The following is a 24,599-nucleotide window of genomic DNA, read 5'->3' on the forward strand; positions in this document are numbered from 1 at the left end:
ATCCTCCTCCTCAGGACCGGGCGAGCGTCTGACCGCCCGCCCCGAAAAACTGAACCCTCGCCGGATCGCAGGCCAAGGCCACCTGCGCATCGACCCGGATATCGGGCTGTCCGCGCAGGAGCGCGCGCAGGCGCGTGCCCCCGGCATCGAGAGTCACAACGGTGAAACCGCCAAGCGGCTCGACTTCGAACACGGTTGCGGGCCGTCCCTCGGCGCTGCCATCCCAGGCCCGAACGCGCAGGTCCTCGGGCCGGACGCCGAGTTCGGTCGCCTGCCCGGGAGCACCCGGCAGCGCGAGACGAAGCGCGCCGCCCGCCGCTTCGATCCGGCCATCGGTCCGGGTGGCGGGCAGGATGTTCATCATCGGTGAGCCAAGAAGCCGCGCGACATAGGTCGAGGCCGGACGGTCATAGATCTCGGCCGGGCTGCCGATCTGCCGGATCGCGCCATGCTCGAGGATCGCCATGCGGTCGGCCACCGACATCGCCTCTTCCTGGTCGTGGGTCACGTAGATCAGCGTGCGCCCCGCCTCGCGCTGGATGCGCTTCAGTTCAACGCGCGTTTCCTCCCGCAACCGCGCATCGAGCGCCGAGATCGGGTCGTCCATCAGAAAGGCTGCCGGATCACGGACGAAGGCTCGGGCGATGGCGACGCGCTGCCGCTCGCCGCCAGAGAGCTGCGCGGGCATCTTGTGCAGGATGTGCCCGATATGGAGTTTCGCCGCCGCATCGGCCAGCCGCGCAGCGATCTGAGCAGGCGGAACCTGCCGCTCGACCAGAGGGAAGCGGACATTGTCTTCGGCCGTCATGTGAGGGAAGAGCGCGAGGTTCTGGAACACCATCGCGATGTTGCGCGCGGACGGGGGGACATGGTTGACCGGCTTGCCGTCGATCAGCACCTCACCCTCGTCGGGCGTCTCGAGTCCAAGGATCAGCCGCAGCATCGTCGTCTTGCCCGAAAGCGGCGGACCGAACAGGCAGAAGAACTCGTTGTCGGCGACGGTGAAGCTTGCATCGTCCACGGCCAGCGTCTTGCCGTAGCGCTTGGTCACGTTGCGGAAGGCGATCTCGGCCATCTCAATGCCCCCTCAGTGCCGCGCCGGAACCGGCATCGAACAGTCGCACCGCCTCACCGATGGGTGCGATATGCGCGGTCTCGCCAAGCGTCGCTCGCAGATCGTTCTCGAACACGCCCTTCACCGCTGTGTCGCCATTGCCCAGATGCAGGATGCTGCGCGCCCCGATCCGCTCGACGAAGGTCACAGGCAGCGCGAGTCCCTGCCCCGCACTGACCAGATGCGCCTGCTCGGGCCGGAAGCCGTAATATACCCCTGCCTTGGCAGAGCGCGCTGCCGCGGCCTGGGGCGGCGGCAACACGGGCGATATGCCGGCCGCCCCAAGGTCGATCGCGACTCCCTGCGGCGTCTCGACGGGGCGACCTTTCAGAAGGTTCATGCCCGGCGCCCCGATGAAGCGCGCGACGAAGGTGTTGGCCGGGTCGTTATAGACCTGCAGGGGCGTTCCGACCTGCTGCAGCACCCCGTGATCCATCACCGCGATCCGGTCGGCCATCGTCATCGCCTCGAGCTGGTCGTGGGTCACATAGACCATCGTCTGCCGGAATTGCCGCTGCAGGTGCTTCAACTCGGTCCGCATCACTGCGCGGAAGGCGGCGTCGACGTTGGACAGGGGTTCGTCGAGCAGGAAGATGGCCGGTTCCATGACCGCCGAGCGACCGATGGCGACGCGTTGCAGGATGTTCACCGACAGGCCCTGTGCCGGCCGGTCGAGAAGGTCGGACAATTGCAGCAGATCAGCGATGGCTTTGGTCCGGCTGGCTATCTCTGCCTTGGGCCGCCCGCCCATACGCAAGCCGTAGTCGAGGTTCTGGCGCACCGTCATGTGGGTAAAGATCGCGTAGTTCTGGAACACGAAACCCACGCCGCGCCTGCCCATAGGCACGCCCGCCATGTCGCGGTCGCCGAAGAGGATCCGGCCCTCACTCGGCCGCTCCATCCCGGCGATCATGTTCATGGTGGTGGACTTGCCGCAGCCAGAAGGGCCGAGCAGCGCCATGAACTCGCCGTCCTCGATCGTCAGGTCCATGGTCTTGAGCGCGGTGAAGGCCCCGAACTGCTTGACGAGATGTTCGAGCCGGATCGCGCTCATGCCCGGTCTCCTTGCGCGCGCGCCATCCGCTTCATCGCCCAGACGCAGGCAACCGACAGCACGACCAGGATCGCCAGCGCGATGGCCGCGACGTAGCCCCAGATCAGGTCCTGCGTGGTGATCTTGTAGATGTAGACGCTGATCGTCTCGGTCGCGACGCCCGGGCCGCCCCCGGTCATGATGTAGAGCGTGTCGAAGATCTTGAAGCACTCGATCACCCGGATCGCGAGAGCGATGATGATGATCGTCTTCATCCGCGGCAGCACGATGGTGCGGAACCGCTGCCAGGGGCCGGCCCCCAAAAGGGTTGCCGCGCGCATCTGGTCCTCGGGCACGCCGACGAGACCGGCGAGCAGGATCAGGAACATCAGCGGCGTCCATTGCCAGATGTCGGCCACCATAACCGCGATCATCGCCAGCACCGGATCCGACAGCCAGGCCACGGTCACCGGCGTGCCGAGCAGCGACGACAGGATGTCGTTCACCGGGCCGCCCGACTGGAACAGCATGTAGAACATGTAGCCGGCGACGGCGGGCACGACCATCATCGGCATGATGAGGATCGAGTAGAAGATCCGCTTGCCGGGGAAATCGTCCGCGAAGAGCGTTGCGAGGCCAAGGCCCAGCAGGAACTCGACCGGCACGCAGACCACCATCACGAGAAGCGTCCGGCCAAGCGCCGACCACAGGCGGTTGTCGCTGATGAGGTCAGTGTAGTTGGCGAAGTTGTTCCACATCTCCCATGCGCGCGGCCAAGCCATGCCAGACAACGGCGACCAGTCGGTCAGCGAGATGTAAAGCTGCATGAGCAGTGGAAAGAGCGAAATGAACAGAACCAGGACCTGCGCGGGCAGCGTCAGCCGGAAGCCGAGCTTGCGGCCTTCGTCCTGGGGTTTGGGGGCGGTCACGGACATGGGCTGAGAAAGGTCCTTCAAGGGGGCGGCCGTCGCGGTCATTGCTTGAGCGCCCCGAAGGTCAGCCCGCGCACGAGGTGTTTCTGGATCAGGATGCCCATGACGACCGGCGGCACAGCGGCGATCAGTCCGAGCGCGGCCTTGGCACCGTACAGCTGCCCGGTCATCGAGGAGGAGAGCGATGCCATGTAGACCGGGATCGTCACCCATTCCCGCGTCGTCAGCAGAAGCGCGATCAGGTAGTCCGACCAGTTGAGGATGAAGACGAACAGCGCAGCAGAGGCCAGCGGCGCGCGCATCATCGGCAGCGTGATCCGCCAGAAGACCCGGGCGCGCGAACAGCCCTCGACCAGTGCCGCCTCCTCGATCTCGCGCGGCATGTCGTCGAAGAAGGTCTTCATCAGCCAGAAGGCGAAGGGCAGCGTCACTATCCCGTAGATCAGCGCAAGCCCCCACCAGGTGTCCATCATGTTCAGGAAGGACCACATGATCATCACCGGGATCATGACTGCCATCGGGGGGAACAGCCGCAGCTGGATCAGCGCCAGTGGCAAATTGGCCCCTGAGCCGAAACGCGACAGACCATAGGCGGCCGCGGTTCCGGCAGACATAGCGATGAGCGTGCCGATGCTGGCCGAGAGGAGCGACGACAGGATCGGCTTTGCCGCCGTGCGGTCGAGCGCGACGATCAGGTTCGAGCTGCTTTCCCCGAAGATGAAACGGAAGTTGTCAAGCGTCGGCGCCTTTGGGATCCAGGTGAGCGCGTCGCCCGTCGCCTGCCATTCCGGGATGGGTTTGAACGCCATCGACACCATCCACAGGATCGGGATCAGCGTGATCGCAAGCGCACCGAGGATGGCGGCGTAGCGGAAGACTTCAAAGGACAGGGAACGGTTCATCTTGGGTAAGCCGGGTCGTGCCTGGGGAAATTGCGGCCGGAGCGGCAGGGTCCGCTCCGGCCTCGTGCCTGGGATTGCGTGTCAGACGGGGTCCAGCACGGTCGGCCAGGCAGCCATGTTCGCGCGGACGGCCTCGACGATCTTGTCCTGGCCAGTTCTGCGCGTGATCTTGACCCATTCGGCGGCGGTATCTTCCATCGCCTGTTCCGGGGTCTTGGCCTTGGTCAGCGCCGCCATCAGGTTCTCGTCCAGCGCGTTGTTGAAGGCCGTGGCGCCGGCATAGTTGATGGTCGGGACCGACCGTGCCACCGTCTCGCGCACGATATCCATGTGGTAGTCATGGTAGGTCTCGCGCACGAGCGGGTCGGCGAAGTCATTCAGGCTGAACGGGTCGAAGTAGCCGCCAGGGTTGGCCGTCATCCAGGAATAGATCCGGCTGGAGCCGAGCCATTGCAGGAACAGATAGGCCAGCTCCGGGTTCTGCGATTGCGAACTGACCATCCCGGTCAGCGAGAACCACAGGACCGAGCGGCTGACGATCTTGCCGTCGATCTCGTTTCCGGGCGGCAGCATCGAGCCGATCTTGCCCTGCACGGTCGAGCCGGTATTACCCGGATTGTCTAGGAATTTCGGCAGGTTCGAGAAGGCGCAGGTCATCGCTGCGCCGCCGGCGGCGAAGTTGCCGTACTGCTCGGGCCAACCCCAGCTGATCGCGTCGGGCGAATGATGCGAGAGCGAGTCGAGATAGGCCTGCGTCGCGATTGCCCCCTGCTCGGAGTTGATGAGCGGGTTCGCATCGTTGTCGAACAGGAACTGGTTCGGGGAAGCGAGCGAGGTGTAAAGCTGGTACCAGTTGGTATAGCCCCAACCCTGGTTGCGCAGGTCGGTCGAGCCAAAGAGCCCCTTGTCCGGGCGCTGGAAGAAGGCCGCGATGTCGTTGAACTGCTTCCAGGTGCGCGGCACGGCCAGGTCATAGCCATACTTGCTCTTGAACGCCGACTGCTCGGCGGGGTCGTTGAAGAGATCGGTCCGGTAGACCCATGTCTGGAAGTCGCCGTCGAGCGAGACGCCATAGGTCGAGCCGCGATACTTGTTCATCAGCGAGACGCCCTGTTCGCCGTTCACATAGCCGCGAACAGGATCGTCCCATTCGGGCTTGTACTGGGCGACATAGTCGTCGAGCTTGGCGATGCCGCCGGATTCCGCGAGGTCGCCCAGACGGTTCCAGTCGGTCGAATAGATGTCGAAGCCGCCGGCCTTGGTCGAGATGTCCTGCATCGTCTTGGTGAATTCCTGCCCGTTGGGCAGACCGACGATTTCCAGCGTGATGCCGGTTTCCTTTTCCCACAGGTCCTTGATCGACGGCGCACCGGCCGGGAACGGCTGGGTCAGCTGGCCGATCGAGCCATCCGACAGGCCGATGACGATCTTGGCCGGGGCCTTGCCCGAGGCCTTCATCGCCTTGGCTGCCTCGATCGCGCGGCCCTCGGGCGTATCGGGTCCATATTGGTAACGCTCGGCGCCGGGGAACCCGGTCGGTCCGCCGATCATGCCCGGCGCAAGCGCGTCGCTCGCCTGAGCGCGGCCGGGCCGGATGAATTTCGGTGCGAAACTGATCGCTGCGCCGTAAACCGCGAGCTTGCCTCCGGTCGTTAGCAATTGGCGCCGCGAGAAGCGGTCCTGTCTGTCCATGACGTCCTCCCTCGGCCCGCATCCTCCGCACGGTGCCGTGGGTGATGGCTTAGGACCGCAAAACACATCATGTCAACTTCAAAATTCATCATTTTGACGCATCTCTGCGATGCGGAGATCCTGATAATTTCTGTGGGATCAGCTTGCTCGCGAGCGCGAAAAGAGCCAAATTATTGTAATTAATAAATATTATACAGGCTCAGGGCCATACAGACCTTTCGAGGCAGTTCCGATGCAAATCACTGAATGATGCATGCGCAGCATATGTAAATCATTTTCAATCATTTTGCATCATTTACAATGCACCGAAAGGATGGCAACTAGGCCTCACGGGGTTGCCGGAGCTTGGATGAACAGTCGGGTTACATTGCAGGATGTCGCGCGCGAGGCAGGGGTGTCGTCAGCGACGGTTGATCGTGTCCTCAACAACCGCGAGGGGGTTAGGCGGCGCACGCGCGAGATCGTCATGACTGCTGCGCAACGGCTCGGCTACGTCTCGACGGTGGACCTGCCGGTTTCATCTGCCGCTGCCGGAACGATCGATCTGGTGTTTCTGCTTCCCGCCGGAACGAATGCCTTCATGCACGTGCTGCGCCAGCAACTGGAAATTCAGGCGGTTGGCCGCGAGGGCATACGCGTGCGGGTCGAGATGATCGAGGGTTTCAGCCCGCCGACCCTTGCCGCGCGACTGAATGAGTTGCGCGGTCAGGTTCACGGTGTGGGAATCGTCGCCCAGGATCACCCGCTTGTGCGCGAGGCGATCCGTGGCCTGGTCGCCGAAGGTGCGCATCTGGTCACGCTGGCCTCGGATATCCAGAGCGTGCCGCGGCTTGCCTATGTCGGGATCGACAACCGACAGGCCGGTCGACTGGCCGGATTGCTCATGGGGCGGTTCCTTGCGCATGATCCGACGGCACAGGTCGCGCTGTTTGCCGGCTCTCTCTCCTATCGTGGGCATGAGGAGCGCGAGATGGGATTCCGTCACATCCTGGCGGAGGAGTTTCCCCGCATCCAAATCGTCGAGCTGCGCGAAATCCTGGATGACCGCGCCAAGGCCTTTGCCGAAGCCGAGCAGCTGCTCAACCGCCATCCGAAGCTGTCGGGTATCTACAATGTCGGCGCCGGAACACACGGAATTGCCCAGGCGCTGAAGTCCCGATCCCTTGAGCGCAAGGTGCTCCTGATCGGGCATGAGGCGACGGAAGACAACAAGCGGCTTCTCCTCGAGGGTGCGCTTGACGCCGTCATCGACCAGAACCCGCGTGTCGAGGCGCGCGAGGCGTTGAACCTGCTGACGGCAGCGGCGCGCGGGCAGCCTTACGACTTCGTGCCCCTGCGCCTGCAAGTGATATTCAGGGAAAACCTGCCGGTCGAATAGGCCGCTCTCCTCACGAAAAGCGACTGGATTCTCTGCTGCTGAGGCATCTTTGTCGACAGCACCGCGAGACGTCCCGATCCGGAAAGCGCCGGCAAGTGCGCAGGTTGAAGAGGACGGCTTCCTCGGCGACCGTCTGGTCGAGCAACGACTCAAACGTCGGGCCAAGACCAAGGAGAGCGGGGTGGAGCCGAGTTGAGACCTTCAACGACGCCGGACATCAACACCTGCGGACCTACCATGCAACGTCAATCATGGTCCGATGCACGAGCCAGAATGCAAACTCGACCTGCCACCAATACCGAAAGGCAATGGTCATCACGCAACAGAAATCTAAAACTGGGCGTCAGGCGCGCTTTCGCACCGGCGCGCGCTTCGCCGCCGCCCAGTCTGCTGCTGCCTGGCCGAAGGCCGTGAAGAGCGGCCGCGAGACGGGATCGTCGGCAGCGTTCCATTCCGGATGCCACTGCACCGAAAGGGTGAAGCCTGGCGCGCCATCGACATAGATCGCCTCAGGCGTGCCATCGGGCGCATGACCATCGACAACGATGCGGGCGCCAGGCTGCTTGATGCCCTGGCCATGCAGCGTGTTGGTCATCACTTCTTCCGCGCCCATCAGCCGGTGAAAGACCCCGCCTTGGGTGAAACGGACGGCATGGCGAAGTGCGAACTTTTCGTCGAGCGTGCCGTCGGGCGGCATGCGGTGGTTCATCCGGCCCGGCAGTTCGCGGATCTCGGCGTAAAGCGTGCCGCCCATGGCCACGTTCACCTCCTGGAAGCCACGGCAAATGCCGAGGAAGGGTTGCCCCCGCTCGACACAAGCACGGATCAGGGGCAGCGTGATACGGTCGCGGGCGCGGTCGAAGGTGCCGTGCGCCTCGGTTTCTTCCTCGCCGTATTCCTCGGGGTGGACGTTGGGGCGCCCCCCGGTCAGCAGGAACCCGTCGCAGGTGTCAAGCAGGTCCTCGACCGAGACAAGATCGGGGTCGGCGGGAATGATGAGCGGCAGGCCGCCCGCCACATGGGAGACCGCGCACATGTTCATCGTGCCACCACCATGGATGGGGTAGGTTTCGTTCAGCAGAGCGCGGTTGCCGATGATGCCTATAACGGGGCGCGACATGACCAAATCCTTTGTCCGTGACAGAGGATAAGCCTCGAATTGGGCGGAAAGAAGGGCCAATGCGCGCACACTGGCCCTGCAATCAAGCAGATGTGCAGGAAAGCAGCAGCTTCGTGGGCCTCAGCCCGCGAGTTCCGCCTTCCGGCGCTGGCGATAGGCGTGCAAGAGCGGCTCGGTATAGCCCGAGGGCTGGTTCAGCCCCTCGAAGACCAGCGCATGCGCGGCCTTGAAGGCGAGACCGTCGAAGGAGGGCGCCATAGGCACATAAGCCGGATCGCCGGCATTTTGGCGGTCGACCATCTCGGCCATCTTCTTCAGCGCCGTCTCGACCTGCTCCTCGGAGACGACGCCGTGATGGATCCAGTTCGCCAGATGCTGGGACGAGATGCGGAGCGTAGCGCGATCCTCCATCAGCCCGACATCGTTCATGTCGGGGACCTTGGAACAACCGATGCCCTGATCAATCCAGCGGACAACATAACCGAGGATGCCCTGGCAGTTGTTCTCGACCTCGCGAATGATCTGCGCAGGCGTCCAGCGGCGGTAGCTGGCAAGCGGAATCTCCAGAACCGTATCGACATAGGCGCGGCGGCCACCCTTCTTGAGCCTCTCCTGCACCGCCTTCACGTCGACCTTGTGGTAATGGAGCGCGTGCAGCGTCGCCGCGGTCGGCGACGGCACCCAGGCGCAGTTGGCGCCGGCCATGGGGTGCTCGATCTTCTGCTGCAGCATGGCCGCCATCAGGTCGGGCATGGCCCACATGCCCTTGCCGATCTGCGACCGCCCCGCAAGACCGCATTCTAGGCCGATATCGACGTTCTGGTTCTCGTAGGCGAGGATCCAGGACTTGCGCTTGATGAAGTCCTTGCGGCTGAAGGGGCCGGCCTCCATCGAGGTGTGAATCTCGTCGCCGGTCCGGTCGAGGAAACCGGTATTGATGAAGGCAACGCGGTGGCGCGCGGCACGGATGCATTCCTTTAGGTTGACCGAGGTGCGGCGCTCCTCGTCCATCACCCCGATCTTGACGGTGTAACGAGGCAGGCCCAGCACCTCTTCGACGCGGGTGAATGTCTCGTCGGCGAAGGCGACTTCCTCGGGCCCGTGCATCTTGGGCTTCACCACATAGACCGAGCCGAGCGTGGCGTTGCGCGGGCCTTCGGTCTTTTGCAGGTCGTGAAGCGCGATCATCACGGTGATCATTGCGTCCATCAGCCCCTCGGGGATTTCCGAGCCGTCGGGCAAGAGGATCGCCGGGTTGGTCATGAGGTGGCCGACATTGCGCACCCAGAGCAGCGCGCGGCCCTTGAGCGTTAGCGCCGAGCCGTCCGGCGCGACATAGGTGCGGTCACCGTTCAGCCGGCGCGTCATCGCCTGCCCGCCCTTCTGGAAGGTCTCGGTCAGGTCGCCCTTCATCAGGCCCAGCCAGTTGGCATAGGCCAGCACCTTGTCCTCGGCATCGACGCAGGCGACGGAATCCTCGCAATCCATGATCGCCGAGACCGCGCTTTCGATCACCACATCGGCAAGGCAGGCCTGATCGCGCGCGCCGATGAAATGCGCCCGGTCGAAGACCAGTTCGACATGCAGGCCGTTGTTGCGCAGCAGCACCGCATCCGGCGCGCGCGGATTGCCGCGGTAGCCCACGAATTTCGACGGCTCGACCAGCGGCAGGTCATCGACCAGCAACTGGCCGTCCTTCACATAGTAGCGCCGCACGTCGCCGTGGCTCGCGCCCTGGATCGGGAAGGCCTCGTCGAGAAAGACGCGGACACGGGTCACGACCCGCGCGCCCCGGCCCCGCTCATAGCCGCCGGGCGGCGGCGGGGAGCCCATGGCATCGGTCCCGTAGAGACAATCGTAAAGCGATCCCCACCGGGCGTTCGCCGCGTTCAGCGCATAGCGGGCGTTGTTGATCGGCACGACCAGTTGCGGCCCCGGAACGCTGGCGATCTCGGGGTCGATGCCGGTGGTGTCGATGGTGAAATCGGGGCCTTCGGGCAGCAGGTAGCCGATTTCGGTCAGGAAGGCGCGATAAGCAGCGGGGTCGTGTGCCTGATTGGCACGTGCCCGGTGCCAGGCGTCGATCTGTGCCTGAAGGTCATCCCGCCTGGCGAGCAGGGCGCGGTTCTTGGGGGCAAGATCTCGCGTCAGCGCGGCCAGGCCAGACCAGAAACGGGCAGGCTCGATACCGGTGCCGGGCAGTGCCTGCTCTTCCACGAAGGCGGCCAAATGCCCGTCGACCTGCAGACCGTCCCTATTCACGCGCTCTGCCATGCTGCCCTCCGGAAGTTCGGTATGCCATAGCATTCAATAGCGGTTTCTGACCGACCGGTGCAACCGCCGCAGTGCGGGGATTGCCTTGGCTGGCCGAAATCATCTTTCGGGGTTGCAAGCGAATTCGGGGCGTTGGTCAGTCCCGCGCGAGAAAAGCTTAGCTTATCAGCTAAGTTTTAGCTTGCGCGACTCGCGATAACGGAAATAGTTAGCTTTATGGCCAAGCATGACCCTGACCTCTCCCTGCTGTTCCAGGCGCTTTCCGACCCGACGCGGCGATCGATCCTGTCACGGTTGATGGAGGGACCGGCCCCCGTCTCGGTTCTGGCGGAACCGACGGGTATGGCGCTGCCGACCGTGCTGCGCCACCTGTCGGTGTTGGAGGATGCCCGGCTGATCGAGACCGAGAAGACCGGGCGCACGCGGCTCTGCCGGGCACGCCCGACCGCGCTTCAGGCAGCGACTGCCTGGCTCGATGACCAACGCCGCATCTGGGAGGCGCGGACTGACCGGCTCGAGGCACTCCTGGAGACATTGCAGGACAAGGGTGAGGCTGATGAAGATCGACCCGGAACGTGACCTCGTGATCGAGCGGTTGCTGATGGCGCCGCCATCCCTTGTCTGGCGCTGCTGGACCGAGCCGGACCTGTTCCGCCAGTGGTACGCGCCAAAGCCGATGCAGTTGACGGCGGTGGAACTGGAACTGCGAGCCGGTGGTCGATTCTTCATGGAAATGACCGGACCGGACGGGCAGCGGATGCCGAATGAAGGCTCGTTCCTTGTCGTCGAGCCGGAGTCGAAGATTGTCTTCACCGACCTGATGACCCAGGATTTCTCGCCGGTCGAGAAGGTGAGCGACGACTTCGGCCCGGCCTTCACCGCGGTCATCTCCTTTGCTCCAGAGGGCACAGGCACCCGCTATCGCGCCGTGGCCCGACATGCCTCGGCCAGAGAGGCAAAGATCAATCTCGATATGGGCTTCGAACAGGGCTGGGGCATCCAGGCCGCCCAACTGGAAGCACTTCTTGCGAAGATGGAGGAAACAGATGATCGCGCCATTCAACCCTGATCTCGATCTTGAGATCAACCGCCTCCTGAAGGCGCCCGTCGCCAAGGTCTGGCGGTGCTGGACCGAGCCCGAACTGGTGAAGCAGTGGTTTACACCGAAGCCGGTCGTGACGCGTGATGTCGAGATCGACCTGCGGCCCGGCGGTCGGTTCCACACGGTCATGGTGATGGTCGATGGCAGCGAGCATCCAGGCGAGGGCTGCTTTCTCGACATTGAATTCGAACGGCGGCTGGTTTGGACCGACACGCTTGAGGCAGGCTTTCGGCCGGCGACATCTGCAATGTTCGGCTTCACGGGCTGCATCTTGATGCATCCCGAGGATGGCGGCACCCGCTACATTGCCCGTGCCATCCATGGAAAGCGCGAAGTGGCCCGGCAGCACGAGGAAATGGGCTTCCACGAGGGGTGGGGAACGGTGGCGCAACAGCTGGAAGCCTTCGCGAGGACACTGGCATGACCGAGGATCGCCAGATCACTCTGAGCCGTCTGATCCGCGCACCGCAATCAAGGGTCTGGCAGGCATGGACCGATCCCCAATTGCTTCCGCAATGGTTCGGCCCCGAGGGATATTCCTGCCAGACGAAGGAAATCGACCTGCGGGAAGGTGGTGTCTGGCGCTTCGACATGATCGGCCCCGACGGAAAGGTCTGGGCCAATCGCCACCGCATAACCCGGCATGATCCAGAGCGAAGGATCGAATTCATCCTCGACAGCGATGACGATGCTTCGCCTCGGATGCAGGTGGTGGTGACGATGGAGCCGGAGGCAGACGGCACGCGACTGACCCAGGTGATGACCTTTCCCGACGCCGCGATGCGCGACGGCGCCATCAGTTTCGGCGCGGTCGAATTGGGCAAGACCACGCTCTCCAAGCTGGCGCGGCTGGTCGAAGCGTGAAGAGGGCCCGATACTCGCGGGCTTGACGGCGCCCGCCCGCCGTTTCAGCGGGCGCTCGGGCCGCGCCTTTCGGAGCGGCAGCGATCCGAGCAGTATTTCACCTCGTCCCAGATCTTGGCCCATGCCTTGCGCCAGGCGAAAGGCCGGCCACAGCTGACGCAGATCTTCGAGGGAAGTTCGGCCTTCCGGCGCATCTTGGGCATGGCTTCCTCACTTTAGGACTTAGGTACTGACAAGATCGTTCTAGAACGCGACCTGCGGCAGGAAAGCCGGGCGAATGCTTGCACCCGCCGCCCGGGCGACTAGGGTTAGGGGCTCCGGAGGAAAACCATGACCGAAGCGCCGACGATCCGCCTTTCCGACTATCAGCCCTTCACCCACCGCATCGAGCAGGTCGAACTGACCTTCCGTTTGCATCCCACCGCGACGAAGGTGATGGCGAGGATGACGCTGGAGCCCAATCCGGCGCGACCGGGCCCGCAGGATCTGCGGCTGGATGGCGAGAAGCTTCGGCTTCTGTCGCTTCGGATCGACGGCAAAGGGGCGATATTCCACCAGGACGGCACCGGTCTGACAGTGCCCGCGAGCGCGCTGCCCGCCGGTCGCTTCACCCTGGAGACCGAGGTCGAGATCGCGCCGGAAGGGAATACCGCGCTGGAAGGGCTCTACATGTCGAATGGCATGTATTGCACGCAATGCGAGGCCGAGGGCTTCCGAAAGATTACCTTCTATCCCGACCGCCCCGACGTGATGGCGCCGTTCCGCGTGCGGATCGAAAGCGACCTGCCGGTGCTCCTGTCGAATGGCAACCCTGCGGGCCGGGGCGAGGCGTGGGCGGAATGGGACGATCCCTGGCCGAAGCCCTCCTACCTCTTCGCGCTGGTGGCGGGTGATCTCATCGCTCATCCCGACCGCTTCACCACCGTCTCGGGGCGTGATGTCGAGCTGAACATCTGGGTCCGAAAGGGTGACGAGGGGAAATGCGCCTATGCGATGGAGGCGCTGAAACGCTCGATGGCCTGGGACGAGCGCACCTATGGCCGTGAATACGACTTGGACATCTTCAACATCGTCGCCGTCGATGACTTCAATATGGGGGCGATGGAGAACAAGGGCTTGAACATCTTCAACTCGAAGTATGTTTTGGCCCTGCCCGAGACCGCGACCGACGACGACTTTGCCCGGATCGAGTCGATCATCGCGCATGAGTATTTTCATAACTGGACCGGCAACCGCATCACCTGCCGCGACTGGTTCCAGCTGTGCCTGAAAGAGGGGCTGACCGTTTTCCGCGACCAGCAATTCTCGGCCGACATGCGCTCAGGCCCAGTGAAGCGGATCGAGGACGTGCTGACCCTCCGCGCCCGGCAGTTCCGCGAGGATAACGGGCCGCTGGCCCATGCCGTCCGGCCCGACCATTACGTCGAGATCAACAACTTCTACACGGCCACCGTCTACGAGAAGGGGGCCGAGGTCATCGGAATGCTGAAACGGCTGGTGGGCGAGGCCGGCTACAAGGCGGCGCTCGACCTCTATTTCGACCGCCATGACGGCGAGGCGGCGACGATCGAGGACTGGCTTAAGGTCTTCGAGGATGCGACGGGCCGCGACCTGGCCCAATTCAAGCGATGGTACACGGAAGCCGGAACGCCACGCCTTTCGGTGACCGAGCACTGGCAGGACGGCACCTATCGACTGACGTTCCGCCAGACGAACCCGCCAACACCGGGCGAACCACTCAAGCGCCCGAAGGTCATCCCGATCGCGATTGGCCTGCTCAATCCGAATGGCGCCGAGGTCTTGCCGACCACGGTTCTGGAAATGACCGAGGCCGAACAGAGCTTTGTCTTCAAGGATATGGCGACGAAACCCATCCCCTCGATCCTGCGCGGTTTCTCGGCACCGGTCATCCTCGAGCGCGAGGTCAGCCCCGAGGAACGCGCCTTCCTCCTTGCCCATGATACCGACCCCTTCAACAAATGGGAGGCGGGCCGGGCACTGGCCAAGGACGTGATGGCGCGCATGGTGACCGAGGGAGCCCAGCCGGGGCCGGACTGGCTGGATGCGCTGGCGCGGGTGGCGCAGGACGAAAGCCTCGACCCCGCCTTCCGCGCGCTGGCGCTGCGCCTGCCCGGTGAGGACGACATGGCGCAGACGCTGCACGATGCCGGTGTCACCCCCGATCCCGATCGCATCCACGCCGCCCGTCGCCGCATGGGCGAGGCGCTGGCGCGACACCTCGCCTCCGCCCTGCCCCGGCTGATCGAATCCATGGCGGAGCCCGGCCCCTTCACTCCCGAAGCACGGGCGGCCGGGAGGCGGGCGCTGCGGCTGGTGCTTCTGGGGCTTCAGTCCCGTCTCGACGATGGCGCGCGCGCTGCCGCCGCCTTCCGCACCGCCGACAACATGACCGAACAGGTCGGCGCGCTCGCCTGCCTGCTGGAGAATCGCCGGGGTGAGGCCGAGCTTCAGGCCTTTGAGTCGCAGTGGCGACATGACCGGCTGGTGATGGACAAATGGTTCTCGCTGCAGATCCTCTGCGCCGAACCGGCGCGGGCTGCCGAGGTCACGGACCGCCTGACCCGTCACCCAGATTTCGACTGGAAGAACCCCAACCGCTTCCGTTCCGTAATCGGCGCGCTGTCCGGCAACCATGCCGGTTTCCACAAGTCCGACGGTTCTGCCTACCGGCTTGTGGCGGACTGGCTGATGCGACTCGATCCGCTGAACCCGCAGACAGCGGCCCGGATGTCGACCGCCTTCGAGACCTGGGGGCGCTACGATGCCGATAGACAGGCGCTGATCCGGGTGGAGCTGGAACGCATCATGCAGGCGCCGGACCTCAGCCGCGATCTGGCCGAGATGGCGGGACGCATGTTGGGCGTCACCGACTAGCAGCTACGGATAAAGAAAACCCCCGGCCGGTTGTCCGGACGGAGGCTTGCCTGCTCGACGTTCTTTTGCGCTCAGAGCGCGGCCATGACCCGCTTCTTGGGCTGGCAATATTCCTGCGCCCGGGTCCAGGCCGCCATATCGGCGCGCTTGGAGGCATTGCGGAACGGCGCCCAGTCGCGACCGAGGCCCTGAGCCCCGTTGCCGGCAACCATGCCATCGCGCTGCACCTGCACTGAGGCGATCTTGATCGCGCAGGCGAGGTTCTCGCTCCCATCCTTCAGCGCCGCCGTGCTCTTGGCATCGCAGCCATACTGGCGCGCGGTCTGCGGGGAAATCTGCAGAAGCCCGATCCAGCGCCCGCCGCCGCCCGAGGCAGCCGGGTTCCAGGTGCTTTCATGCTTGGCCAGAGCCGAGAAAACGCCCGTCCAGAACGCTTCGCGTTCGGCTTCGGTCGCATGGGTGTAGCCGGGGCACCAGGTATTTATGTCGCCCGGGACAAGGGCGGGAAGGTTCGCCGCGTCTTCGTCGATCGCCGCGAGGGCTGTCTTGGTCCAGACGGTTGCTTCGGGCCGGTGATCCCACCGCATGGGTGGAAGCGTGGAAGTGGTCTTGTCGGCGCAGCCCATCGGCAACGCGAGAATCGCACCCAGAAGTACCGCTCTGGTCAGTTTGAAAGCCATTACCCAGCCTGTTGTCGCATCGCGCCCCAAACGCGACCGGGCGAATTGGCCCGGATCAAGTCACTCACGCAACCCTTCAAACCGAAACAATCCGTGCGTCGGCGATTCTTTGCCCGTCGCCGGTTTTGGCCTCTGCGAGAATCCGCCCATGCGCCCACCCTTGCCCCTAGACCTGCGCCTGCCTTAAAAGATCGCGAACCTTTCGGAGACGCCCATGCTCGACCTCACCTATACCGCGCCTACGCCCAAGGTCATTTCCGGGGCCAAGCACGACTGGGAACTGGTGATCGGGATGGAGATCCACGCCCAGGTCTCGTCGAATGCCAAACTCTTCTCTGGCGCCTCGACCGCCTTCGGGGCGGAACCGAACTCCAACGTGGCATTCGTCGACGCCGCGATGCCGGGGATGCTGCCGGTCATCAACGAATTCTGCGTGGAACAGGCGGTGCGCACCGGTCTTGGCCTGAAGGCGGTCATCAACCTGACCTCGGCCTTCGACCGGAAGAACTATTTCTACCCCGACCTGCCGCAGGGCTACCAGATCAGCCAGCTTTACCACCCGATCGTCGGCGAGGGCGAAGTGCTGGTCGAGATGGGGCCGGGCGTGGCCCGCCGCGTCAGGATCGAGCGCATCCATCTGGAGCAGGACGCGGGCAAGTCGATCCATGACATGGACCCGACCCTGTCCTTCGTCGACTTCAACCGCACGGGTGTCGCGCTGATGGAGATCGTCAGCCGCCCCGACATCCGTGGCCCCGAAGAGGCGGCGGCCTATGTGACCAAGCTGCGCCAGATCCTGCGCTACTTGGGCACCTGCGACGGCAACATGCAGAACGGCAACCTCCGCGCTGACGTGAACGTCTCGGTCTGCCGGCCGGGTCAGTATGAGAAGTATCAGCAAACGCAGGATTTCTCGCATCTCGGCACGCGCTGCGAGATCAAGAACATGAACTCGATGCGGTTCATCCAGCAGGCGATCGAATACGAAGCGCGCCGCCAGATCGCGATTCTGGAGGATGGCGGCGAGGTGGTGCAGGAAACCCGCCTTTACGACCCCGACAAGGGCGAAACGCGCTCGATGCGGTCCAAGGAAGAGGCGCATGACTATCGCTACTTCCCCGACCCCGACCTGCTGCCGCTCGAGATCGAACAGGCCTGGGTCGACCATATCCGCGAGACGATGCCGGAACTGCCGGACGCCAAGAAGGCACGCTTCATGGGCGATTTCGGGCTGACCGATTATGACGCCAACGTGCTGACCGCAGAACTCGACGCGGCAGCCTTCTTCGAAGCAGTGGCACAGGGTCGCGACGGCAAGCAGGCCGCGAACTGGGTCATCAACGAGCTGTTCGGCCGACTGAACAAGGAAGGCAAGTCGATCGCCGAAAGCCCGGTAACAACCGCGCAACTCGGTGGCGTCCTCGACCTGATCGCCAAGGGGGATATCTCGGGCAAGATGGCCAAGGACCTGTTCGAGATCCTCTGGACCGACGGCGGCGACCCGGCAGAGATCGCCGCGGCGCGGGGCATGAAGCAGGTCACCGACACCGGCGCCATCGAGGCGGCGGTGGACGAGATCATTGCGGCCAACCCGGCGCAGGTCGAGAAGGCAAAACAGAACCCCAAACTCGCGGGATGGTTCACTGGCCAGGTTTTGAAAGCCACCGGTGGCAAGGCGAATCCGGCGGTGGTGAACGAGTTGGTGGCGAAGAAACTCGGTCTCTGAACGAAAACGGGGCGGCCCCAGAGGGACCGCCCTTTACTCGTCATGCAAACGTATTGCGCGAAACTCCGACGGTGGGCCGCTCGGGCGGGAGGAGGGATGCTCCCAAGCGGTGACCCTTGATCGTCGCGTAGGCTCTGTTTGACGGCGCAAGCGGGAGATTCAGCGGAATTTCCTAGAAATCCGGCGGTATTCTCGTGATTTCGATGCCACGATTGGCGCCAATGGAAACGGCCGTCGCCCTGAAACCGGACTGGCGCCGGATCGGAAACGACTCTCTGCCGATCCCGATGTTGCCGGCTTGGACAGATTGGCGCCGCCCCGCTATGGTCTCGCCGTCCCTCAAGGTGAGTCGCTCATGCCCGTCTACGAATACAAGGTCGTGCCTGCCCCCCAGAAAGGCGAGAAAGCCAAGGGTGCCAAGACCACAGCCGACCGCTTTGCCGTGGCATTGACCGGCCTGATGAACCAGCTTGGCCGCGATGGCTGGGACTATGTCCGCGCCGATACCCTGCCCTGCGAGGAACGCACGGGCTTTACCGGGCGGACGACGACCACATACCAGAACATGCTGGTCTTCCGCCGCGTGGTCGAAGCGGCACCCGTCGCGCAGCCCGAGGTGAAACCAGCGCTCTCCGCCTATGCACCCGAGGGCGCTGCCCCGCGCCTGACGCTGCCGGACGATCAGGTGGCGCCTGTTCCGGGTCTTGGCCCGGCGGGCAAGGATGTCGCGGCGGAATAGGACTAGCCGCTGATCTCCAGCGCAAGCGCGTGGACGCGCCCGGTGATTCCGGGGCCAAGAGCGGCATGGACGGCGCGATGGCGCTCGATCCTGCTCATCGGGCCAAAGGCAGGTGCAGCGATCGCGATGCGGAAATGGCTTTCGCCTGACCCGTCATCGCCGGCATGTCCGGCATGGCGGTGGCTTTCGTTGACGATTTCGAGCCGCGTCGGCGCGAAAGCCGCCTGCAGCTTTTCGCGCATCTCGTCCGCAACCGGAATTTTCATCGTCATTTCCCCTGTCAAGACCTTCAATCCCGCGCCGGAACCCCTAAACTCTTGCGTCCGAGTCGGAAAGGCAAGCGCATGACGAACCGTCCCCCCTTCGAATTCGACATCCGCGTCTCGGCGGACAAGAAGCGCCGCAAGACGGGTCGTCGGGGTATGTCCGGCGCCTTCGAGACGGGCGGTCGCCCCTGCGATCATCCCGGCTGCAAGGAAGAAGGCCAGTATCGCGCGCCAAAGTCACCGGACCTACTCGACGAGTTCTGGTGGTTCTGCCGCGACCATGTTCGCGAGTACAACCTGAAGTGGAACTTCTTCCAGGGCACCTCGGACGAGGAGTTCCAGAAGTTCCTCGACAAGGACCGTGTCTGGGGCCGCGACACGCAGCCCTTCGGCAAGCGCCCCGACGAAGGTCGCGCCTGGTCCCGCCTCGGGGTGAACGATCCGATGTCGCTTCTTGGCGACAAGGCCACCCAGAACCCCGGCAAGCCGACCGGCAACGCGACCCGCAAGCTGCCGGCGCAGGAACGGAAGGCGCTGGAGATCCTCGATGCGCGCGATACCTGGACCCGGACGGAAATCCGCAAGCAATACAAGAGCCTGGTGAAGGATCTTCACCCAGACATGAACGGCGGCAACCGCGCCGACGAAGAGCGTCTGCAAGAGGTCGTCTGGGCCTGGGACCAGATCAAGGAAAGCCGCTACTTCCGCGAGTGAGCTGCAGCGGGGGTCATGTCACCCCCTCGATGCGGCGGGCCTCGCCATCGCGGAACCAGGCAAGGGCGACCTTGATGAAGGCTGCCACGCGCGGCTTGCGGCGGGCCTCTGGCGTGGTGACCAGCCACATTTGGCTGGTCAGCTCGGGAATGGGGCCAAAACACAGGCATAAGGTCTTTTCCTGGAGGGCCGAGACCACTGGCAGAATGCCGATGCCAAGGCCCGCATGAAGGATGTTGGCCATGTTCGGCACGGAACTTGCGACACCAGAGATCCGCGACGGATCAACATGGCGCATGAACCATTCGTTCGCCGGCCCGGCCCCGATTGCTCCACTCAGCGCCACGACGGGAAAGCTGCGTATATCCTCCATGCAGGCCGGCATCCCATGCCTTTGGGCAAAGGCTGGGCTGCAATAGACGCCCCATTGATGCTGATGCACCAGATCGAACGCATGGCTCTGATCCGGTTCGGCAAAACCGGCGCGGAAGACGACATCAGCCTCGCCAGCATGCAGGTCAAACCGCTTTTCGGACCCGTCATATTCGACCAGGACATCGGGATAGCGGCCGCGGAACGCCTCGATGATCGGCGCCACGAACAGGACACCCACCGTCTGCGGCGCCGTGATCTTCAGGGTTCCCCGCAGCGACCTGCGCAGCTTCTCGGCCTCGACCAGCACGCGGCCCGCCTCGGGCTCCATCGGCGCCGCCACGTCGGCGATGGCCCGCCCCTGTTCCGTCAGGGCGAAGCCTCGGGTCGAGCGATCGAATAGCACCAGATTGAGATCGTGTTCGAGCACGTCCATGCGCCGGTTCACGGTGGACTGGTTGACACCCTGCTCGATGGCGGCCGCGCGGATAGATCCGGTCCGCGCCACGGCAAGAAACAGCTTCAGGTCGTTCCAGTCCATGTTGGGAAGGCCCTTTGCAATTCTGCAAAACCGAAACCCATTTGGAGGAATATGTCACCCCCGGCTCGTGATGCACAGTGGGTTCATTCTCCGATACCTCGTCAGAAAAGGACGCCCGCCATGCCGACCCTGCCCGTCAAGACCCGCGAGATGCACAACCATCACTTCGACAGCACCATCTGGAACGACTTCGCCTTCCGCCCCGATGACATCATCCTGGCCACCTATGCCAAGTCAGGGACCACCTGGATGCAGCAGATCGTCGGGCAGATCCTGTTCGACGGGGCCGAGGGGCTGAACCTTGCCGCGATGAGCCCGTGGATGGACCTGCGCGTGCCACCGAAAGAAGTGAAGCTGGCCGAGGTCGAGGCCCAGGCCCATCGCCGCTTCCTCAAGACCCACCTGCCGGTCGACGCGCTCGTCTTCTCCCCCGAGGCCAAATACATCTATATCGGCCGCGATGGTCGCGACATGGTCTGGAGCCTGCACAACCACCACAGTCGCGCCAACGAACACTGGTATGGCGCCCTGAACGACACGCCCGGCCGCGTCGGTCCGCCCATCGGCAAGCCGAATCCGGATCAGCGCGAGTATTTCCTGGACTGGCTCGAGAATGATGGCGCGCCCTTCTGGTCCTACTGGGACAATGTCCGCACCTGGTGGGCGATCCGCGACCTGCCGAACGTTCTGGTCGTCCATTTCCAGGACCTGAAAGATGATCTTCCCGGTGAGATCGCGCGGATCGCCGCCTTCCTCGGGGCAAAGCCGGACGCCGAAACGCTCCAGCGCATCACGAGCCACTGCACCTTCGACTACATGAAATCCCATGCCGACGAGGTGGCACCACTCGGCGGGGCGCTTTGGGAAGGCGGTGGGGACAGCTTCATCCACAAGGGCACGAATGGCCGCTGGCGCGACATGCTCACGGCAGAGGACGTGGCCGCCTACGAGGCGCGCGCCCTCGCGGAACTCGGACCGGACTGCGCCCGGTGGCTGGCCAGTGGCAGCCTTGCCGGTCGGAGAGCGGCCGCCTGAAGGACCACGGCGACGGGATGAGAAAAGGGGGCCGTGAGCCCCCTTTTCCTTGCCCTGGCCATCAGGCGGGCACGAATACCAACGCAAGGCCATTCATGCAGTATCGCAGACCGGTAGGCGGCGGCCCATCGTCGAAGACATGGCCCAGATGCCCGCCGCACCGGCGGCAATGAACCTCGGTCCGGATCGAGAGCCAGCCTTTGTCCTCGCGCGTGGCGACGGCATCCGACAGGGGCTGCCAGAAGCTCGGCCAACCGGTGCCGCTGTCATACTTGGCCTTCGACGAGAACAGCGGCAGGTCGCAGCCGGCGCAGTGATAGAGGCCCGCGCGTTTCTCGTGGTCGAGCGGGCTCGATCCGGCACGCTCGGTCTCTTCCTGGCGCAGCACGGCATATTGGCCGGGGGTCAATCGAGCGCGCCACTCGGCATCGGTCAGGGTGAATTCGAAGCTGTCGCTTGCAGAGGCCGGCCGGATTGCGGCCAACGCCGACAGGGTCAAGCCGAGCCACAGAAAGGAACGCCGCTGCATCGTCATCACTCCGAAAAGAGGGGCCGCCCGATGCTGCCCCGATCCCTTGTCCATACGTGGCGGTTGCCCCCCCGTTTCATCGTTCACGCAAACGGGAATGCCATCACCTCGATCTCCTGCGACCGCCTTCCCCTTGAACCCCCCGCCGATATGTTCCATCAAACGGGCTGACCAGCATGCCGGCGTGGCATGCCCAAGTTAGCTCATGGCGGACGGAATGCTCGACACAACTGCGAAACCCACCGAGGAAATCTCTGTCCGCGACGTGTTCGGCATCGACACGGACATGAAGGTGAAGGCCTTCCCCGAGCGCTCGGAGCGGGTGCCGGAGATCGACCCGACCTACAAATTCGACCCGGACACCACGCTCGCCATCCTTGCAGGCTTTGCCTACAACCGCCGCGTGATGATCCAGGGCTATCACGGCACCGGCAAGTCCACCCATATCGAGCAGGTCGCCGCGCGGCTGAACTGGCCCTGCGTTCGGGTGAACCTCGACAGCCATATCAGCCGCATCGACCTGATCGGCAAGGACGCGATCAAGCTGCGCGACGGCAAGCAGGTGACAGAGTTCCACGAAGGCATCCTGCCCTGGGCCCTGCGCAACCCGGTGGCCATCGTCTTCGACGAATACGATGCAGGCCGCGCCGACGTGATGTTCGTGATCCAGCGCGTGCTGGAGCATGATGGCAAGCTGACGCTTCTGGACCAGAACGAGATCATCACGCCGAACCCCTATTTCCGGCTGTTCGCCACCTCGAACACCGTGGGCCTGGGCGACACGACCGGCCTCTATCACGGCGTCCAGCAGATCAACCAGGCGCAGATGGACCGCTGGAGCCTTGTCGCCACCCTGAACTACCTCAGCCACGACGCCGAAGCCGCGATCGTGCTGGCGAAAGCCCCGCACTACAACACCGAGAAGGGCCGCAAGACCATCAGCCAGATGGTGACCGTGGCCGACCTGACCCGCACGGCCTTCATGAACGGCGACCTCTCGACCGTCATGTCGCCGCGCACGGTCATCACCTGGGCCCAGAACGCCGAGATCTTCCGCAATGTCGGCTATGCCTTCCGGCTGACCTTCCTGAACAAATGCGACGAGCTGGAACGCCAGACCGTAGCCGAGTTCTACCAGCGCTGCTTTGCCGAGGAACTGCCGGAAAGCGCCGCCAGCATGGCGATGCGGTAACGGATCCGGATTCACTTCATGTCAGTCACGACACCGCCCCTGCCGGGCGGTGTTTTGGTTTCCGTGGCAGACGCGGTGGAGGGATGGCAGCACGGCGCAACTGAACTTGCTGATACTGGAAATCGACCAAAGCACCATGCCGCCACCTGTCATCTTGGAGATGCTTTGCCCTCCGCGCATGATGCAAATGCACTATTTGCGCAGATTTTTCTGCTGGACTTGTGGTCGCTAGCCAGCGGCCGGCACCGCCTCAGGTGCAATTTCCCGGCAACCCTTAGCGAAAGCGTGTAGCCTGACGGCAGTCGATTGGTGAATCGGTATTCGTGATGCTGAACGGGAAAGCAGCGCGCCGCCTTGTTGAAGTCATCCACCGTGCGGCGCTCGACCCAAGTTGCTGGCAGCTCGTAGTCGACGAACTTCATTGGGCAAACGAAGAGAGTCCGATCGCTCTGCACCAGCTGTACTCCCGCACCGGGCAGATTGTGACCAGCGCAGCTTCTGGTTTTGATCCCGGCTACGTAACCACCTATGTCGAACACTATTCACTGCTGTCACCGTGGATCGAGTGTTTTCGGGCCTATCCCGAACGCCGGGCCTTGCTTGTGTCCGAGATGGGGCTGCCTGCCGATTACGAAAGGGGCGCGTTCTACAACGAATGGGTCGTTCCGCAAGACATTCGTTTCGGCGCGTCGATCCGCACCAGAGGAGTTGGATCGCGCGCGTTGATCGCGGGGATAAGTACGCGGGCGCGTGACAGGGACAGGATGGAACGGGTCTCGCAACGCCTTCTGACCTGGCTCGAACCACACCTCGCACACGCCCTTGCGGTGAACGAAGAGATTGCACGCCTGACGGCCAATTCGATGTTGAAGCCGACCGACGGGGCAATGCCTTCACCTGCAGCGGGCGGCATCCTCATTGTGACGACACAACACCTACTCTGCTGGGCCGATGCCGGTGCAGTGCCCTTGTTCGGTGAGGTAGTGCGAGTCGCCCCATCTGGGCGACTTGGCTTCGTCGATCCACTGATCCAGACTTGGTTCGAAGTACTGACCGCTTTTTTCGATGTCCCCTACCGGTCCGCGCGAGGGCTTGGGTTGGAGATCGAAATGCGCCGTGGACAGCAAGCATGGACGATCCGGGCGCTTCAGTGTACGATCAGACTGCCGCAACCGTTTCCTTTCCCGACCTGATGATGAGCTTGCGGCCACCCGGCGGCCGCGCGCTGGCACTTGTGATTGCGCCTCGAGAGCCAGATCACGGCCCGTCCGGCTTCCTGCGCCGCTGCTTCCATCTGTCCGAGGCCGAAGAGGAAGTCGCGCTTTGTCTTGCTGATGGGCTGGACACCGAGGAAATCGCAAGCCTAAGGCAGGTCAGCCGCAACACGATCCGCAACCAGATCCAGTCAGTTCTGACCAAGCTTGGCGCGCGCAATCGCGGCGACGTGGTGAGGATCGTGTCGCAGGTCCCCCGGAAAGGCTGATATTGTCTCCGCATCG

General features: G+C 63.7%; 25 protein-coding genes. 13 read left to right on the forward strand and 12 right to left on the reverse strand.

Translation table 11 applies throughout. From position 1 onward, the window contains the following. Positions 1-10: 10 nt before the first annotated feature. The 5 genes from L0V05_RS00210 to L0V05_RS00230 all read right to left on the reverse strand — a co-directional run bounded on the left by L0V05_RS00210 (position 11) and on the right by L0V05_RS00230 (position 5,673). The gene (locus L0V05_RS00210) at positions 11-1,075 is read right to left on the reverse strand and encodes an ABC transporter ATP-binding protein (RefSeq protein ID WP_234867192.1); all 1,065 of its coding nucleotides are present in this window, start codon (positions 1,073-1,075) and stop codon (positions 11-13) included. A 1-nt stretch (position 1,076) separates the two neighbouring features. Further along, complete coding sequence (locus L0V05_RS00215; protein ID WP_234867194.1) at positions 1,077-2,168, reverse strand: ABC transporter ATP-binding protein; 1,092 nt, start codon at positions 2,166-2,168, stop codon at positions 1,077-1,079. Then, positions 2,165-3,082: a carbohydrate ABC transporter permease gene (locus L0V05_RS00220; RefSeq protein ID WP_234867197.1), complete on the reverse strand. Its 918-nt coding sequence runs from the start codon at positions 3,080-3,082 to the stop codon at positions 2,165-2,167. Before L0V05_RS00220 ends, L0V05_RS00215 begins: the two co-directional genes overlap by 4 nt. Positions 3,083-3,120: 38 nt before the next feature. Continuing rightward, the gene (locus L0V05_RS00225; RefSeq protein WP_234867199.1) at positions 3,121-3,981 is read right to left on the reverse strand and encodes a carbohydrate ABC transporter permease; all 861 of its coding nucleotides are present in this window, start codon (positions 3,979-3,981) and stop codon (positions 3,121-3,123) included. An 81-nt stretch (positions 3,982-4,062) separates the two neighbouring features. Further along, positions 4,063-5,673 (reverse strand): extracellular solute-binding protein, encoded by a 1,611-nt coding sequence (locus tag L0V05_RS00230; protein WP_234867201.1) that lies wholly within the window; start codon positions 5,671-5,673, stop codon positions 4,063-4,065. Positions 5,674-6,022: 349 nt separating this feature from the next. On the opposite strand from L0V05_RS00230, the gene L0V05_RS00235 reads away from it, so the two are divergent. Continuing rightward, positions 6,023-7,051, forward strand: a complete 1,029-nt coding sequence (locus L0V05_RS00235; protein ID WP_234867203.1) for a LacI family DNA-binding transcriptional regulator — start codon at positions 6,023-6,025, stop codon at positions 7,049-7,051. Between the two features lie 343 nt (positions 7,052-7,394). On the opposite strand, the gene L0V05_RS00240 is transcribed toward L0V05_RS00235, so the two are convergent. Both L0V05_RS00240 and L0V05_RS00245 read right to left on the reverse strand, forming a co-directional pair. Continuing rightward, positions 7,395-8,171, reverse strand: coding sequence for a gamma-glutamyl-gamma-aminobutyrate hydrolase family protein (locus L0V05_RS00240; RefSeq protein ID WP_234867205.1), 777 nt, complete (start codon positions 8,169-8,171; stop codon positions 7,395-7,397). A 120-nt stretch (positions 8,172-8,291) separates the two neighbouring features. Beyond that, positions 8,292-10,445 carry a malate synthase G gene (locus L0V05_RS00245; RefSeq protein WP_234867207.1) on the reverse strand — a complete coding sequence of 718 codons (2,154 nt, stop codon included), beginning with the start codon at positions 10,443-10,445 and terminating at the stop codon, positions 8,292-8,294. A gap of 216 nt (positions 10,446-10,661) precedes the next feature. On the opposite strand from L0V05_RS00245, the gene L0V05_RS00250 reads away from it, so the two are divergent. Genes L0V05_RS00250 through L0V05_RS00265 form a run of 4 tightly spaced genes read left to right on the forward strand, consistent with a single transcriptional unit; the run spans position 10,662 to position 12,411 of the window. Further along, the gene (locus L0V05_RS00250; RefSeq protein ID WP_234867210.1) at positions 10,662-11,024 is read left to right on the forward strand and encodes an ArsR/SmtB family transcription factor; all 363 of its coding nucleotides are present in this window, start codon (positions 10,662-10,664) and stop codon (positions 11,022-11,024) included. Next, positions 11,002-11,514: an SRPBCC family protein gene (locus L0V05_RS00255; RefSeq protein WP_234867212.1), complete on the forward strand. Its 513-nt coding sequence runs from the start codon at positions 11,002-11,004 to the stop codon at positions 11,512-11,514. Before L0V05_RS00250 ends, L0V05_RS00255 begins: the two co-directional genes overlap by 23 nt. Next, positions 11,492-11,971: an SRPBCC family protein gene (locus L0V05_RS00260; protein ID WP_234867215.1), complete on the forward strand. Its 480-nt coding sequence runs from the start codon at positions 11,492-11,494 to the stop codon at positions 11,969-11,971. The genes L0V05_RS00255 and L0V05_RS00260 overlap by 23 nt, the downstream gene beginning before the upstream one ends. After that, positions 11,968-12,411 (forward strand): SRPBCC domain-containing protein, encoded by a 444-nt coding sequence (locus L0V05_RS00265; RefSeq protein WP_234867217.1) that lies wholly within the window; start codon positions 11,968-11,970, stop codon positions 12,409-12,411. The genes L0V05_RS00260 and L0V05_RS00265 overlap by 4 nt, the downstream gene beginning before the upstream one ends. A gap of 44 nt (positions 12,412-12,455) precedes the next feature. Here L0V05_RS00265 and L0V05_RS00270 read toward each other — a convergent pair whose 3' ends face one another. After that, complete coding sequence (locus tag L0V05_RS00270; protein WP_234867219.1) at positions 12,456-12,614, reverse strand: DUF2256 domain-containing protein; 159 nt, start codon at positions 12,612-12,614, stop codon at positions 12,456-12,458. 127 nt (positions 12,615-12,741) lie between these two features. Between L0V05_RS00270 and pepN the strand changes: the two genes are divergently transcribed. Next, positions 12,742-15,306: an aminopeptidase N gene (pepN, locus tag L0V05_RS00275; protein WP_234867221.1), complete on the forward strand. Its 2,565-nt coding sequence runs from the start codon at positions 12,742-12,744 to the stop codon at positions 15,304-15,306. Between the two features lie 71 nt (positions 15,307-15,377). Here pepN and L0V05_RS00280 read toward each other — a convergent pair whose 3' ends face one another. After that, positions 15,378-15,986 (reverse strand): transglycosylase SLT domain-containing protein, encoded by a 609-nt coding sequence (locus L0V05_RS00280; protein ID WP_234867223.1) that lies wholly within the window; start codon positions 15,984-15,986, stop codon positions 15,378-15,380. A gap of 214 nt (positions 15,987-16,200) precedes the next feature. On the opposite strand from L0V05_RS00280, the gene gatB reads away from it, so the two are divergent. Both gatB and L0V05_RS00290 read left to right on the forward strand, forming a co-directional pair. Beyond that, positions 16,201-17,712, forward strand: coding sequence for an Asp-tRNA(Asn)/Glu-tRNA(Gln) amidotransferase subunit GatB (gene gatB / locus L0V05_RS00285; protein ID WP_234867226.1), 1,512 nt, complete (start codon positions 16,201-16,203; stop codon positions 17,710-17,712). 355 nt (positions 17,713-18,067) lie between these two features. Next, entirely contained in the window at positions 18,068-18,451 is a 384-nt protein-coding gene (locus L0V05_RS00290) for a DUF4177 domain-containing protein (protein WP_234867228.1), read from the forward strand. 2 nt (positions 18,452-18,453) lie between these two features. Here the strand turns inward: L0V05_RS00290 and L0V05_RS00295 are convergent, their stop codons facing one another. Next, positions 18,454-18,723 carry a BolA family protein gene (locus L0V05_RS00295; RefSeq protein ID WP_234867230.1) on the reverse strand — a complete coding sequence of 90 codons (270 nt, stop codon included), beginning with the start codon at positions 18,721-18,723 and terminating at the stop codon, positions 18,454-18,456. Between the two features lie 72 nt (positions 18,724-18,795). On the opposite strand from L0V05_RS00295, the gene L0V05_RS00300 reads away from it, so the two are divergent. Then, positions 18,796-19,431 carry a J domain-containing protein gene (locus L0V05_RS00300; RefSeq protein ID WP_234867233.1) on the forward strand — a complete coding sequence of 212 codons (636 nt, stop codon included), beginning with the start codon at positions 18,796-18,798 and terminating at the stop codon, positions 19,429-19,431. A gap of 13 nt (positions 19,432-19,444) precedes the next feature. Here L0V05_RS00300 and L0V05_RS00305 read toward each other — a convergent pair whose 3' ends face one another. Beyond that, positions 19,445-20,344: a LysR family transcriptional regulator gene (locus tag L0V05_RS00305; protein WP_234867235.1), complete on the reverse strand. Its 900-nt coding sequence runs from the start codon at positions 20,342-20,344 to the stop codon at positions 19,445-19,447. Positions 20,345-20,464: 120 nt separating this feature from the next. On the opposite strand from L0V05_RS00305, the gene L0V05_RS00310 reads away from it, so the two are divergent. Continuing rightward, entirely contained in the window at positions 20,465-21,379 is a 915-nt protein-coding gene (locus tag L0V05_RS00310; RefSeq protein WP_234867237.1) for a sulfotransferase domain-containing protein, read from the forward strand. 61 nt (positions 21,380-21,440) lie between these two features. Here L0V05_RS00310 and msrB read toward each other — a convergent pair whose 3' ends face one another. Continuing rightward, positions 21,441-21,908, reverse strand: coding sequence for a peptide-methionine (R)-S-oxide reductase MsrB (gene msrB, locus L0V05_RS00315; protein WP_234867240.1), 468 nt, complete (start codon positions 21,906-21,908; stop codon positions 21,441-21,443). A gap of 205 nt (positions 21,909-22,113) precedes the next feature. Between msrB and cobS the strand changes: the two genes are divergently transcribed. From cobS to L0V05_RS00330, 3 genes are all read left to right on the forward strand, one after another. Then, positions 22,114-23,100, forward strand: a complete 987-nt coding sequence (gene cobS, locus L0V05_RS00320; RefSeq protein ID WP_234867242.1) for a cobaltochelatase subunit CobS — start codon at positions 22,114-22,116, stop codon at positions 23,098-23,100. 326 nt (positions 23,101-23,426) lie between these two features. Continuing rightward, entirely contained in the window at positions 23,427-24,293 is an 867-nt protein-coding gene (locus tag L0V05_RS00325; protein WP_234867244.1) for a hypothetical protein, read from the forward strand. Positions 24,294-24,295: 2 nt separating this feature from the next. Continuing rightward, positions 24,296-24,583, forward strand: a complete 288-nt coding sequence (locus L0V05_RS00330) for a helix-turn-helix domain-containing protein (RefSeq protein WP_234867246.1) — start codon at positions 24,296-24,298, stop codon at positions 24,581-24,583. Positions 24,584-24,599 lie beyond the last annotated feature (16 nt).

This window comes from Alitabrizicola rongguiensis, from assembly GCF_021491355.1.
GTDB lineage: Bacteria > Pseudomonadota > Alphaproteobacteria > Rhodobacterales > Rhodobacteraceae > Aliitabrizicola > Aliitabrizicola rongguiensis.